We start from the raw sequence: 12,361 nt of genomic DNA, 5'->3' as shown, positions 1-12,361 counted from the left end.
TTTTCAATGAGTAGAACCGTTTCACAAAGTGTCACAGAAGATTGTCTTTTTGATACCCGCACACAAGTCAGATTACAACTAAGTCGAAGCGTTCATAAAACGCTGGCATCTGCTAAAGAAATTTTACAGGGAAGGGGGGTTGATTCGGTCTCTATTGAAGATCTTGTGCGAGCCTGTCTTGAAGAGAACCAGCCAATTGATCTAGCCTCACTTTACCTTGAAAATCTCTTAAAACAGAAAGGTACCAGCATTTGCGATTTTTAGTGTTTTCAAACCTATTAGATAAAATGCCGGTTGTGTTTATATAACATCAATAATTTCATGCAACAGGTAAAACATGAGTACTCAAAAGCAACTTTCCAGAACTACCGGCACTGAACGTATGTTTAAGGAAGAGCTGGCGTTATCCTTAATTTGTTGGGTTTTCACCAGTCCTTTTACCAACTGGACCGATAAAGTCTTCAGTGGTATTGAAGTTCCGTCTGAAGGACCGTCATCATTACGGGGTGAGACAGAAAAATTCTTTCGTTTTGTCGTTAATGAAGAAGGCTACGACGCAGGAAGGGCTGCTATTGGTCTTGACCTATGTTGTTTTTCACTTCCGTTGTGTTTGTTCCCGGACGCTGCCCTGTCTGAGGAAGAGGTTATGAGTAAGTTAACCGGAGAAGTTATCCATGGAATTCTTCTTTCCTTACCTGAGTTTATTGATATGCCAGAAGTGCTCGCTTACCAGGTCAGGGATGAAATTCTTGCTTTTAACACTCGCTGTGGAGACGGGATCTTTCATGGTTGGAACACGGCTTCAGAATTGTGGAAGTTTGAAATCTTTCCCCGCACCACCATCATGATGCAGCATACTTCGGCAATACATTAAAATTAGGCGGGGCAGAATGCATAAAAAACTTTTTCTTCTCGAATGGAAACCCTGTCAGAGCCGCGTATGGGCCGGTTGGATGGCCCTGTGGTTGACTATCAGTTTTCTGATGTTATCTGCCTTGCTTATGACAGATCATCTCCTGAACAAAGTCATCCTGCCGCCAACATGGTTGTTGATCTGGTTTTCGCCAATGCTGGGGTTTTTGATAAAAGTTCGCGTCGTCGAAACTCAACATTTCCTGGAGCATGACCTCTGTGTTGCAGGTTTCTCTTTTTACCGCTGGAAGAGGTTAGTTTCTCCCGGGCTTTGGTCAGTTGACTGTATAAATGGTCGTTTTCGCCTCAATCGGATCACCCAGGTGGGTAAGACTATCCACTATCCATGGCGTCTCCATTATCATCCTTTGTTCATGAGCCCTATCGAACATAAATCGCATGCTGTGAAAGCTGTTTCAAAATGACTTCTTTAGAGGTTTACATGACATTTATGTTCTGCAAGGTCAGCCTGGGCAGCAAAATTGATTGGAAATAACATGAGCCTGGAGAAACGTATGAGTTATGACGATTTGCCCTATTTTCGTGACCAGATTCTGGAACGCATCGACTCGCTCAAGTGTTTTCTTTCGAACACCCCCCCGATGATGGCAAACCTGATGACTGTCTCCACCGTATCTAGAACAGAAGAGCGCTTGAAGCAGGTTAAACCCATCAGGGTTAGTATTAAAGACGATGCTTCGGTTGAGGAAATTATTCAGGCACTTACTGACATCTGTGTGGATGACATAGAGTCATTAAGTCATGATTCCACCAAAGTAACCACTAAATACCCGGGTCTAATCATTGTCCCCGAAAGAGCAGATCTTCTCGAAAGCTTGATCACTTCTATAAACGAAGCAAAAAATGATTTTGCTGCGGCAATGAGGCGTATCGATAATAAAAAGAATGTCCGTTTTGATAAAGTGCACAAGAAGCTCCCGGGCCTTGTCGCTATGCACTCAACAAGAAATATCCTTTTCATCAAGTCCCAGCTTAAAAAAGTTACTTTTTCATGGCGGCTAAACCGAAACCAGGAAGTTAAAACAGCAGAGCAACTTGTGAGTTTGTTGGAGCGCAGGAGAGCCTCAGAAGTAAAAAATGTAGCAACTACCAATTTGAATGTCGTGTCTAATATCGATAAGGCTTTACACCGTCTTGAATTTCACCCACTGAAGCAGGGCGAATCTTATCGCCTTTGTCGAACTAACTCTTTCCCTGTTCCGATTGCTCACATTTTTGCATTTAGGCCTGAAGGGCAGGAACGAAACGGGAATAAATATGCTGAGACTGATTATTCAGTAGTAAAAGCATCCTTGCCCATTTTCGCAGCAGGCAACATACCTCAATTAAAAACGCTCTCTGACTGGGCTCCTGAAAACAGCCAGGGTCCGTCCAACCAACGGAAGCTGAGCCTGAAATATACAGAACTCGTGCCGGGGGCTGAGCTGGGCATTTTCATTGTCAGCCCCGAAAATTAAGGAACAACAATGCAATGGATTTCCACAGCCAGCCAGAAAATCGATGAGCGTCTCTATCGTGTCTGCGTCTGGGTAAAAAAATATCACGCTGATGCGATTAACCGCGTTGTGCTAACCGTTGATCTAAGTAAAGCCCGACATGACCCTGACGAGGACCAGGTAAGAGCAGAGCTGCTGTGCGGCCATTATTTTTTGCTTCGTAAGGAAAACGCTTCGAACTCTGCGCCTGACGATCAAAAGTTTGCTTTCCTGCCTGACGGGCGCAATCTGTGTTGGCAGACCGCAACCCCGGTGCTTCAGCATCTCCTACTCAATAAAAACGTTCCTGAGTCGCTGAGGTTGCTTACGGACTACATACATATGCGTCTGGCCAGGCTGACAATGGTACCTATGTCCGGAACCATCATGAACGAGGCTCTGCTGGACAGCATCAGCTGGGTTAAGGTGGATTTGACCTACTTCTGGCAGTACGAACAGCTCAGCTCTCATCTGGGACCCATCCAGATAACCCACAAGGCACTTGTACGCTTCGGGCACCTGGCAAAGAATGATGAAAACTCCAGTGCCATAAGAATTCTGCGTCAGCGTCTGTCTTCAGAATTCTTACAAGAATTTCAGATGGCTGAGGATGAGCTAAAGCGCAAACAGTCGTTGATGGGCACCATGGACGTGAAAATGCTGTTTCATGCTCATTACCCCAGCCAGAAGATGCTGGTGGCTCGATATAAAAATGGTTGGGTAATGGTGGATTGTTTTCTGTTTCACCATACCAAACCTAAGAAAAAAGCAAAAAACAAAACTACTGTGGCTAAGCCTCAACTTAAACAGACTAAAAGAGAAGGGAGTGAAAATGGAACTGGGCATTATGGTGTGCATCGTGTTGTTACTCTCAGTGGCGGCGGCGTGGATCAGTAATAAGACAGTTGATTTGCTCGAAAGATTCTATTTCAAGCGTCCGCTGAGCATGGAGTACGCGGCATGGCTACGTGTAATGTGTGCAGGCTTGTTATTAGTTTTTATTCAGGTTGCTCCCCAATTTACACTCCTGTATACCCTTAAACTTGTCACGCTTATTAATCTTGGAATCCAGACAATGAAATTAAATGGCGTGTACAAATATAAAAGGACGGGAATTTTGCCTCCGGGAGGGGCACTCTCTAATCTCACCAGACTTAACCCGTTCAAGAAAAAATAAAGTTATGCGCCCGTGAGGGCGCTATTCATCAAAGGCATTTCGCATAAGCTTGATCATGGCTTTTTTACCAGCTTCAATATTGCGAATGTAGCGCATAACCATTTCTTCATTCGACCAGTTCCCCATTTCCATAATCTGTGGTAGCGAGTAACCTTCAATATCCAGCTGTATCGCACCGCCTACACGAACGCTGTGCCCTGTCCAGTAACGGGTTTTAGTCTCATTTGGATAAAGCTCATTCCACATTTCTTTAAATGCCCGTAAAAGGGAATTTTTGCTGAGCATACCGGCATCGTCCACAGTGTCTTCCTCATCTTCATCGTTCAGAAGACTTTGTTTAGCACGGTAGGGCAGGTTATGCCGTTTAAGAAGCTCAGATAGCTCATTCCCTTTACTCCGAAGCTTCCAGCCGGGTGGCATATAGCCTGTATCATGGAAATTTACGGCCTGGAAAAGGTATTCATCCGGATGACTGTGCTGATCCATTTTCACAAGGTTCATCAATCTCAAGAGGCAGTTAGTTAACTGACGTGTCAGCCGGTAGGTAAGAAGTGTACTGATGTTCGTTTTTGTACGGTATACCGTCAGGTTAAATTCACCGGTCATACTATCCAGAGACAGATCTTTCAGACGTATACGGCGAATTTCGGATGAACGGAGCAGTGTTTCAAAGCCTGTCCAGATCAGGCACAGGTCACGAAGCTTACGAACTGAGTTTGTAGTACTGCGTAACTTTATCAGAGCCTTGAGATCGCCAATAAGAAAGGGAGTTGCCTGTTTAGTCGTCTTTCGCTTCCGGGCTTCCGATTGTTTTAAGGCTTCCAGCATGTACCATGCTTCAGACGTAATAATCCCGGGCAGGTTAAGCCCTTTTTTATGGATACTGTTTAAGGCCTGAAGACAGCTGTTTATGCTGCTTCGTGACAATTTGCCTTCAAGATGCCCCATAAACGCCAGCAGAGCTTCCTCAGACACGGGGAGCGAACTTACTGGCCAGTCTGTATGCAACCGGGCATTCGCCTGATACCATTCGTTCCATACTCGTAGCCAGTGCAGATAGGTTTTAGCTGTGTTGTATCTCAGATGGGAAAAGTAACGGATCAAGCGTGAAAGCTGTTTATCATGGTTGCCGAACGTTTCCAGCTGCTGATGCAATTCGCTTTCCGAAAACTGTCTGATCACTGATTGATTCTTCATCCTGCTCACCGGGATACACTGGTTTTATTTACAGTCATTTTAGCACTCATGTACCTGGTTATGAACAGGGTGGAAACAACGAAAAAGGTTGTGAAATCGTTAGGCTTAAGTGAAAAATGATATTAAGATTATCCCTGGCCAGTTGAGGCCTGTCTAAAGAAGGTTGATTATGTCTGACACAAAGCAGTCTTATTTAATGAAATTCCGTAAGTGTAGTTCGTTCGAAACGCTCGAAAAAGTATTTGAAAGGTTATGTGAAAAAAACTCGGGTGTCGCCTCTCTTGAAATTTCTGGTGCTTATGATCATCGTAAAGCTGAACTGACAATGAAAAAGTTATATGACAAAGTTCCTGCGAGTGTGTGGACCTTTGTTCGCGAGTAATTATTGATATTGGCACAACAAAAAGACTGTGTCTGGATTTGAAAATAGTTTATGCCCCTTTCGGGGCTAAAGGCACTGTAATAGCCTGTCTTTTTAACTTTCTTATTAAGTTCGGAGAAAGACTTTAATCATAAGCCAAGCCCACTGCTAAATACATCCGATATTCTCCTTAATTTTAGAAGTTGTGATAAAAGTTACTTTACCTAAACTTCTCTCTCCATATTTGTAAGGCTCTCATTTGATTCTTGTCAAACATTAATCTGGAAAACTAAAAAATCATTTCTTTTAATTCGTTTTACAGAAATCCTCCTCCGTTATTTCGGATATAGTTTGAATAATTATCAAAAACGGGGTGCAGCCATGCGTAAGAGTTACACATTTGGTATTCCATTTGGACTCCAGAGAGAATCAGGACTCTTTTTAGATATTACAGAGGTCAGCCGGGGTATCGACTGTAACTGCATCTGCCCCGCTTGCAAAACTGATCTGTTAGCAAAGCAGGGGGAGGTCAAGCTTTGGCATTTCTCACACAGTACTGCTGTAGCCGGTGACTGTGATGGTCTGATGGAAGCCATCCGGGGAAAAATTATTGAAGTCATCAACGAGCACCAGGTTCTTGGTTTCCCAAATCTTCTCGCTGGCGACGATGGTGGGCCGGTTTCACTGAATGAGGTTATTGGAAGCGGCAGTATGTTCGGAGGCACAGCTGATCTGTTCGTAAAGGTTAATGATTTATGTGTGGCCGTCTTTCTGGACAGGGATCGTAGCATTTCTGCGAAGTTAACCTTTGACCACCTTCATCCTTCCGAAAGAGTTGCCGCATTGCGTATCGATCTTCCAGATATTGAATATGAAATCAGTCAGGTGCAGCTCGGGCGACGTAAAACAACATACAGTGAGTGCATTGAAAGCCTGATCATTGATGAGACCAGTTCCCGGGAATGGCTATATCATCCATTAATGCATGAACTTGAATCTGAACCTCTTCAGGAGTATCGGGGACGGGAGCCTTCAGAGGAAGGGCCTCTTCTTCAGCGCCTTGCTGACTGTAAGATGAAATTGCCTGATATCCTTCCGGGCAGTCATAACGCGTTAGTCAGGTTACAGCAGGATACGATTGTATGTCTGTGTAGGTTAACGGTTCGGGCTTATGACATCGCTCAGACCGATGAATTTCCTTTGTTCCTTCGCTATTTCAGGTTGCACTGCCTGGAAAACAGCGAACATGTCAGTTACGAAAGACTGATCTGCTGGCAGGAAATGATTTCAAAAACCCAGGAAGGCCAGTCCTTGACACAAAACGAACTTGAATATCTTCATGAGATTGTCCGCATCGCCTTATACAATCACCGGCTTAACAATGTCAGTATTTCAGATGTTAAAAACCATGACACAGGAAAGGAGAGCGGCAGGGTAGAGCCACAAAACTATTCACTCTTATAAATAAATTGGGCTTTGCGCATTAAACCCTTGCCGCAGGAGGTGTACCGCATATCCGGCACAGACAGTCAGTTTTTCTGGCAGCTTAAATTTGACACAGCTTAATATAGTGATTCATTAAACAGGTTCAGTATGCTGCCAGAACGTTTTAGTCGTTATGGGCGTCCGTTAGTTTTCTACTAACTGAACGACGACCAGCCTGCCGCCTTCCTCCTTTGACAGAACAAACTGAGCGTTATTCGTCAGTTCAATTTTTTCCCCAATGGCAATCTGTCGTTTATCCGGTAATGACATAAGCCCATTTATGCCTTCATTTACTAACCACCACTGATCGTTATGGAAAACAAAATACCCAACTCGTTTCCTTTGCAAATCGGTTGTACGCTCATTTGGCGCAATGAGGCGATTCACATGCCACGCATAGATTGACTGCCCGCTCCACACCATCAACCGGTGGTCGTCAGGACGATAACTGCCTTCCTTTCGGGAAGAATATAAATTTAGAACCGGTAATTTACCCTTGTATGGCGTACCGCAGTAGGGACAAACCGGCTTTGTCTTACCCGAGAAAACGTACCATTTCTGTTCACACGCCTTGTTCTGGCAGGGCTGTATCAGATCGACTGTTTTAACCAGGGCGCTTTCCCACTCATCGGCGGTCGGGCGTTTAGTGGCATCGTGTAAGCCATCTATAAAGGCGCGCTCAAACAAAGGTGTCAGATAAGGGCCCATGATGGTGTAAGGAATTTTCTCCGGGTCAGCCCAGGGCAGTGAAAAGGACGATAGCTGACTGACTTTGACTGCATTGCTTTTGTCTGTCGGATGTTCAATGAAGAGTGCCTTCTCACCCATAGATAAGGTCTCATCACGTACTTCATCCGACATGTCATGTATTTTTCCGCCACGTAGCGGATGACGGAAGAACAGATACATGTAGATAAGCACCGACAGCGCATGACGGTCAGTAGTAATGCTTGGCAATACGCGGTTCGGATCCTCTTTGGAAAGATGACTGGTTTTCACCACTTCCGGAGCGATAAAATCCGGGGTGCCCACCACGTCGGGAGGATACTTTCCAGGGACAACCAGGCCGTCTACGTCAATGATGCAGGCATGTCCCATTTCTGGATCGATAAGCACGTTTTTATAGCTTAGATCGCTGTGACAGAGACCTGCCGCATGCATCCTTCTGACGGCTCTTGTCAGCAGCAGACAGACCTTGAGATAGGTAAGCGTATTGCCTCGTTCACGTGGGTCGAGAAATTTGTTCTGGTTGCTGGCGCTGGCAAACCATTTGCCTTCCTTTTCACGACCTTTTATGCCAAGAAAATCATCGTTTTTAGAGCCGTATTTAAAGAAAAAGTAGCTTTTGTAGGTTGGAACCACGATGCCGATTTTATGCCCATGCTCAACAACATGGGTCGGCCAGCAAAACAGGTCCTTCCAGTATTCACCTCCGGACTGGCCAAAAATGTTTTGCCTGTAGCGTCCGGTGATCATATCAATCCGATCCCGGGCCTGCTCGTTCTGCGGTTTATGATAAAAAGCGACGACGTATGATTTATCAGGCGAAAAGTAAACATCCTTCATCGAGCCCGAACCAATTACCTCGTCAACATACTGGACTGTTTCGCCGTCCTTTGTTTTGCACGTAACGATATTTGCCATATTGATCACCGAAAAAGCGTATCCCTTACCACAACACCGCAATAGTGCGGTCATCATGGTTCCCTGTGGAGAAAAAGTTAAGCCAGTCGCCTAACCTCTCAGGCGCAATACTGGCGTCTGTAAGGACAGGGTTGAGCTCATCAACGAGACGGGTCCATTTTTCGTCACTGCGAAGCCCATTATCCGTCTCAAACAGAGGGTCTGAGACGCCGTCTGTCATGAGGATCAAGTGAGATACATCATTCCATTTACCCACGCTGATGCGGCCGCTAAACGAGGGGTCTGCGATAATGCTCTGGTCAAGGAAACGGGTTTGTCCTGCGTATTCTCCGCTATCGGGATTTCCCAGTATCCTGACTTTACCGGAAGGGCTGTATGCACCTATCGCACCATCACCAAGCCAGAATGCAGTCGCAAACAGCTCGTTATCAGTTCGTAGCGCTACAGTTGCCAGAAGGGTTGTTGAATAGGATTTCACAGGTTGTTCTGCACAAATGGCTTCGTTCTGGATACTGTTGACCGCGAGCGTAGCTGCCTGTTTAAAATGATGAAGCATGGCGTTTATTGTTGCCTGCTGATCGCTCCCTTCCCACGCCGTGATGTGCTGCTTTAAATGGACGCCTTTCACACCACTGAGCTGATTTAAAAGGTAATCGCCAGCCGTTTTGACTGCAATCCGGGAGCCTTCCCGGGAATTTACCGCACTACCGGCTCCGTCTGCGACCAGCATGACAGACCATCCTGTTTCCTGGCAGTGGTTGATGTAGAAGTCGTCATCTCTGAAGCTTCCGGCATGCTCATGAGAGCGTCCCCGGCGACTGGCGGCAGCAATACGTATATCACCCCTGACCAGGCCAGCAGCGTCCAGATGGGACTTAGGGTAGGGAGCGTCTGCTGGTGGCTCTACCACCTTCCACAGGCTTCTCGGATCGGGATTGATTATAAATAGCTGTTTTGTTTCACATTCGTCGTGCGACGTGCATGACCAGATTACTGAAAGCTCTATATCGCCGCTTTCGGTGGGAGTACCTGTCAGCAACTCCTGTTCTTTGTCAAAAGACAGGCCAATGTTCCGGGGAAAGACAACGTCCCTGACAGTAGCCTGCTGGCCCTCACCCAGAACGATAGCAACCGGCGAAGAGAAACGTTCGCCTGCGCGGGCGTTGGGGATCGTTATTTTAGCTCTCGGGGGAACGGCAGGTGGCACAGCTAAGCTGGCCCGCTGCTGGCCTGTCGGTATCTGCCCGGGTTTTAATACCAGGGAAGACAGGTTTTCGTCTTCCCTCTGTGCTGGTTTATCAAATTCGTAATAAGGCATCAGCTTCCAGAACGGAGGATGAGGCTCATTTTCTGGCAGGGGTTGCAGTGCTGATGTATCGGTAGCGTCAATGCCCGGGTTATCAGCAACACTTACGACCGTTTGTTGCTGATCGGAAAGACTGGATGCTGACGAGGCGGCAATCTCTGCGTCGTTATCACCTTCGCTAACCCGCGCAGATAAACCCTGTGCAAGGCTCTCAATCCGCTCTTTAAGCCGCATAATTTCTTCGGTAAGGGATGGGTCCTGCGATAGAAGTAAAAGCCGCTCACCTTCAACAGGGTGGCCCAGCTCAGACAGAACTAAGCGGATAATCTTCTCTTCAAGTAAAGCATTTTGCGACATCAACCTCTCCCTCTGTTTACGTCGAAGTTAGTGTTTCCGCCATCATTGCTGAATGACAGGCCTGTTTCACACCACGGGCAGATCACGTCATCCGGGCCGTCAATACACAGCAACTTTCCGCATGAGCACAGGGCAAACGCACTGGCATTACCGCAGTGGGGGCAACCCGGTACGCCATGCAGTTCGCTGGTATTTACCTGCAAACCGGTAGCGGTGGCATCTGACCACGCAAAATAGTCCTCATCGATGGGATAGCATCCGGCAATATTAAAGCTGTTCAGGTTCAGACTGAAATCGAGCCCGGAAACCCTTGCTGGTGGCCGTTCATACTTCATCAGGTACGGACGACGGGTCTTGCTGCAACGGCCGGTAAGCGTAACGCAGTTTTCGTCGTACGCTTTTACTGGCTCGTCCTTGGCCAGCCGGACTATGTATTCAGTCTGGCTGAGCTCAGGTTGTTTGTCGTCCCCGACGCTGCGGCTGTGCGCCGTAACCGAGGCCGTGATCCATTTGATGAAGCGGGTAAAGTCCCCTTCCTGAGATTCGGTGAACAGCATGACATTCTCTGTCAGTTGCCGCAGGATATTCAGGTCCGCTGACGGCCCCAGGCCAACGGCAATGAGATTCACTTTACTCGCGTAGTGATCCTTCCAGCGCTTCACTTCTGCGGTTGTGTCGTCAGTCGGACGTCCGTCGGTAAGGAGATACACGACGGGTTTCCAGTCGCCTTTAGCCTCATGAGTGGTTTTTCTGACCTGGGTATCAATTTGCACGGTCAGCTCACGCAATGCAGCTCCAAGGCTCGTACCGCCGCCAACGGGAAGGCGGGGAGGGTAGAACGAGGCAATTTCGTGAAGAGGTACAATCGTACGGGCTACACCGGCAAATGCGATTACCGAGACCCAGGCTGTTTCAAGTGCGTGTGGATCCTTTCTTAAATCTCCGACGATCATTTGCAGACCATCAGTCATTTTTTTCAGGTTTTCACCAATCATGGACTCTGAACAGTCCAGGACAAAAAACACGGGAAGGCGTCTCATAATTTTCCTCGTACGGCTGGTACGGCCAGCAGAAAACGTTGCTGTACAGAAAGGTGCTGCCCGGAAACAGCACCTTTCTGTCTGTCAGAGCACCAGCTGGATTTCTGGTGGAGGAGGGGGAAGGGTATCAGTTCCGTTATTAATCCCCGCGCTTGTGCTGCCGGAAGACACGCTGGCCGATACCCATTTAAAGAAACCTGCAAACGCGGTTGAATCTAGCGTCTCCAGAGACACAACCTTATCGGTGAGCTGTTTTAAGTGCTCATGGCCTGCTTTAGGACCAACGGCGCAGGCAATGATGGATCCGAATCCCCGGCCGCGAATCGCTTTTACCGCTTCACCGTACGCCAGGGCATCAGAAGGGGTTCCATCAGTCATCAGGAATACCAGAGGACGCCAGTCTCCTTTGGTATCACCATCTGAGCGACGTACATCCCGTTCAACACACTGCATCAGACATTCAAGGGCAGCACCGGTGAACGTCCCGCCTGCGCTTGGCACAACGATGTCAGAAAACTGGAAGTCTTCCAGCGGCGTGAGAGGAATGAACTCACGCGCCTCATTGTCATAGGTGATAATGGAGATATGAACGCTTTCGAGGGCGTAGGGATCCTGGCGAAGAGCGCTAAGCATCGCCTGAATTCCAACGTTAACGGAATGGATTGACTCACCGCGCATCGAGCCGGATGTGTCGATAACAAGGTAAACAGGCAGGCGGCGCATCACATGTAATTCCTCAGGTGCGAGACAAACGAATCTGATTCTGAAGGCTCACCAATTGCCCTGAGTTTCCAGCCTGTAGCCTCGCGTATCAGCTCGGCAAAGACCATGGAGCGCTGGCTGGCGAAGGCGGGTCCGCCAGAAAGATCGAATCGTGCCATTTCAATATTACGGGCATCTACTGCCCGGATGAAGGCATTCTGAACTTTACCAAAGTGCTGCTGGAGCTTTTCACCATTGTAGATCTGAACGATGAACACAATTTTCTCGTACTGAGCGTCAAGGGAATTCAGGCGCACAATAATTTGCTCATCGTCACCGTCACCGGCTCCGGTTCGGTTATCGCCCGTCAGCCAGATATTGCCTGACTTATGGCGAAGGCTGTTGAAAAAGATGATATCGCCATTCACAAGCGTTGGTTTACCATTTTCCACATTGCCGAGATCGGTCACCTTTCCGGCTGAATTACACAGGAAAGCGATCACATCAAGGTCGTATTCTTCTTCTTTTTTACCAAAGATCCCGCCGAGAAAACCTTTCTTTTCCTCATTAATATCCCAACCGAGGCCGATAGTAACGGACGAGAGATCGTATTCATTTTTTTTCAGGCTTACGCCCTGGCCTTTGCTCAGACTGACAGACATGATATCCCCTTAATCAATAAAA

At 47.3% G+C, this 12,361-nt stretch carries 14 protein-coding genes; 8 read left to right on the top strand and 6 right to left on the bottom strand.

What is annotated here, in order from left to right; genetic code table 11:
• Positions 1-6: 6 nt before the first annotated feature.
• The 6 genes from ACNQ0T_RS20540 to ACNQ0T_RS20515 all read left to right on the top strand — a co-directional run bounded on the left by ACNQ0T_RS20540 (position 7) and on the right by ACNQ0T_RS20515 (position 3,585).
• Complete coding sequence (locus ACNQ0T_RS20540) at positions 7-264, top strand: hypothetical protein (protein WP_001371933.1); 258 nt, start codon at positions 7-9, stop codon at positions 262-264.
• Between the two features lie 73 nt (positions 265-337).
• Positions 338-874, top strand: coding sequence for a hypothetical protein (locus ACNQ0T_RS20535; RefSeq protein ID WP_000107167.1), 537 nt, complete (start codon positions 338-340; stop codon positions 872-874).
• A 16-nt stretch (positions 875-890) separates the two neighbouring features.
• Positions 891-1,337 carry a hypothetical protein gene (locus tag ACNQ0T_RS20530; RefSeq protein ID WP_000549069.1) on the top strand — a complete coding sequence of 149 codons (447 nt, stop codon included), beginning with the start codon at positions 891-893 and terminating at the stop codon, positions 1,335-1,337.
• A 90-nt stretch (positions 1,338-1,427) separates the two neighbouring features.
• On the top strand, positions 1,428-2,390 hold the full coding sequence (locus tag ACNQ0T_RS20525; RefSeq protein WP_000119428.1) for a DNA replication terminus site-binding protein: 963 nt from the start codon (positions 1,428-1,430) through the stop codon (positions 2,388-2,390).
• A 9-nt stretch (positions 2,391-2,399) separates the two neighbouring features.
• Positions 2,400-3,305 carry a hypothetical protein gene (locus ACNQ0T_RS20520; protein WP_001198595.1) on the top strand — a complete coding sequence of 302 codons (906 nt, stop codon included), beginning with the start codon at positions 2,400-2,402 and terminating at the stop codon, positions 3,303-3,305.
• Complete coding sequence (locus ACNQ0T_RS20515) at positions 3,241-3,585, top strand: hypothetical protein (RefSeq protein WP_001805195.1); 345 nt, start codon at positions 3,241-3,243, stop codon at positions 3,583-3,585. Before ACNQ0T_RS20520 ends, ACNQ0T_RS20515 begins: the two co-directional genes overlap by 65 nt.
• Positions 3,586-3,606: 21 nt before the next feature.
• Here ACNQ0T_RS20515 and ACNQ0T_RS20510 read toward each other — a convergent pair whose 3' ends face one another.
• Positions 3,607-4,782, bottom strand: coding sequence for a tyrosine-type recombinase/integrase (locus ACNQ0T_RS20510; RefSeq protein ID WP_000795949.1), 1,176 nt, complete (start codon positions 4,780-4,782; stop codon positions 3,607-3,609).
• A gap of 169 nt (positions 4,783-4,951) precedes the next feature.
• On the opposite strand from ACNQ0T_RS20510, the gene ACNQ0T_RS20505 reads away from it, so the two are divergent.
• Positions 4,952-5,164 (top strand): Hha/YmoA family nucleoid-associated regulatory protein, encoded by a 213-nt coding sequence (locus ACNQ0T_RS20505; protein ID WP_001285422.1) that lies wholly within the window; start codon positions 4,952-4,954, stop codon positions 5,162-5,164.
• A gap of 360 nt (positions 5,165-5,524) precedes the next feature.
• Positions 5,525-6,607, top strand: coding sequence for a hypothetical protein (locus tag ACNQ0T_RS20500; protein WP_001232447.1), 1,083 nt, complete (start codon positions 5,525-5,527; stop codon positions 6,605-6,607).
• Between the two features lie 165 nt (positions 6,608-6,772).
• Here ACNQ0T_RS20500 and ACNQ0T_RS20495 read toward each other — a convergent pair whose 3' ends face one another.
• The 5 genes from ACNQ0T_RS20495 to ACNQ0T_RS20475 all read right to left on the bottom strand — a co-directional run bounded on the left by ACNQ0T_RS20495 (position 6,773) and on the right by ACNQ0T_RS20475 (position 12,339).
• On the bottom strand, positions 6,773-8,272 hold the full coding sequence (locus ACNQ0T_RS20495) for a helix-hairpin-helix domain-containing protein (protein ID WP_001284318.1): 1,500 nt from the start codon (positions 8,270-8,272) through the stop codon (positions 6,773-6,775).
• A 25-nt stretch (positions 8,273-8,297) separates the two neighbouring features.
• Positions 8,298-9,935, bottom strand: coding sequence for a PP2C family serine/threonine-protein phosphatase (locus ACNQ0T_RS20490; protein WP_000081060.1), 1,638 nt, complete (start codon positions 9,933-9,935; stop codon positions 8,298-8,300).
• The gene (locus ACNQ0T_RS20485; RefSeq protein ID WP_001253656.1) at positions 9,935-10,975 is read right to left on the bottom strand and encodes a TerY-C metal binding domain-containing protein; all 1,041 of its coding nucleotides are present in this window, start codon (positions 10,973-10,975) and stop codon (positions 9,935-9,937) included. Before ACNQ0T_RS20485 ends, ACNQ0T_RS20490 begins: the two co-directional genes overlap by 1 nt.
• Before the next feature lie 84 nt (positions 10,976-11,059).
• On the bottom strand, positions 11,060-11,698 hold the full coding sequence (locus ACNQ0T_RS20480; protein WP_001253658.1) for a vWA domain-containing protein: 639 nt from the start codon (positions 11,696-11,698) through the stop codon (positions 11,060-11,062).
• Positions 11,698-12,339, bottom strand: a complete 642-nt coding sequence (locus tag ACNQ0T_RS20475; RefSeq protein WP_000116681.1) for a TerD family protein — start codon at positions 12,337-12,339, stop codon at positions 11,698-11,700. Before ACNQ0T_RS20475 ends, ACNQ0T_RS20480 begins: the two co-directional genes overlap by 1 nt.
• Positions 12,340-12,361 lie beyond the last annotated feature (22 nt).

The organism is Enterobacter cloacae complex sp.6700776, assembly GCF_048284255.1.
Lineage (GTDB): Bacteria > Pseudomonadota > Gammaproteobacteria > Enterobacterales > Enterobacteriaceae > Enterobacter > Enterobacter intestinihominis.
This window is presented reverse-complemented; position numbering and strand designations above follow the sequence as displayed.

Coding starts and splice junctions, on each gene's coding strand:
- ACNQ0T_RS20495 (WP_001284318.1), bottom strand. CDS start 8,272: ATGGCAAATATCGTTACGTGCAAAACAAAGGACGGCGAAACAGTCCAG.
- ACNQ0T_RS20475 (WP_000116681.1), bottom strand. CDS start 12,339: ATGTCTGTCAGTCTGAGCAAAGGCCAGGGCGTAAGCCTGAAAAAAAAT.
- ACNQ0T_RS20535 (WP_000107167.1), top strand. CDS start 338: ATGAGTACTCAAAAGCAACTTTCCAGAACTACCGGCACTGAACGTATG.
- ACNQ0T_RS20505 (WP_001285422.1), top strand. CDS start 4,952: ATGTCTGACACAAAGCAGTCTTATTTAATGAAATTCCGTAAGTGTAGT.
- ACNQ0T_RS20525 (WP_000119428.1), top strand. CDS start 1,428: ATGAGTTATGACGATTTGCCCTATTTTCGTGACCAGATTCTGGAACGC.
- ACNQ0T_RS20500 (WP_001232447.1), top strand. CDS start 5,525: ATGCGTAAGAGTTACACATTTGGTATTCCATTTGGACTCCAGAGAGAA.
- ACNQ0T_RS20530 (WP_000549069.1), top strand. CDS start 891: ATGCATAAAAAACTTTTTCTTCTCGAATGGAAACCCTGTCAGAGCCGC.
- ACNQ0T_RS20515 (WP_001805195.1), top strand. CDS start 3,241: ATGGAACTGGGCATTATGGTGTGCATCGTGTTGTTACTCTCAGTGGCG.
- ACNQ0T_RS20480 (WP_001253658.1), bottom strand. CDS start 11,698: ATGCGCCGCCTGCCTGTTTACCTTGTTATCGACACATCCGGCTCGATG.
- ACNQ0T_RS20520 (WP_001198595.1), top strand. CDS start 2,400: ATGCAATGGATTTCCACAGCCAGCCAGAAAATCGATGAGCGTCTCTAT.
- ACNQ0T_RS20490 (WP_000081060.1), bottom strand. CDS start 9,935: ATGTCGCAAAATGCTTTACTTGAAGAGAAGATTATCCGCTTAGTTCTG.
- ACNQ0T_RS20485 (WP_001253656.1), bottom strand. CDS start 10,975: ATGAGACGCCTTCCCGTGTTTTTTGTCCTGGACTGTTCAGAGTCCATG.
- ACNQ0T_RS20540 (WP_001371933.1), top strand. CDS start 7: ATGAGTAGAACCGTTTCACAAAGTGTCACAGAAGATTGTCTTTTTGAT.
- ACNQ0T_RS20510 (WP_000795949.1), bottom strand. CDS start 4,782: ATGAAGAATCAATCAGTGATCAGACAGTTTTCGGAAAGCGAATTGCAT.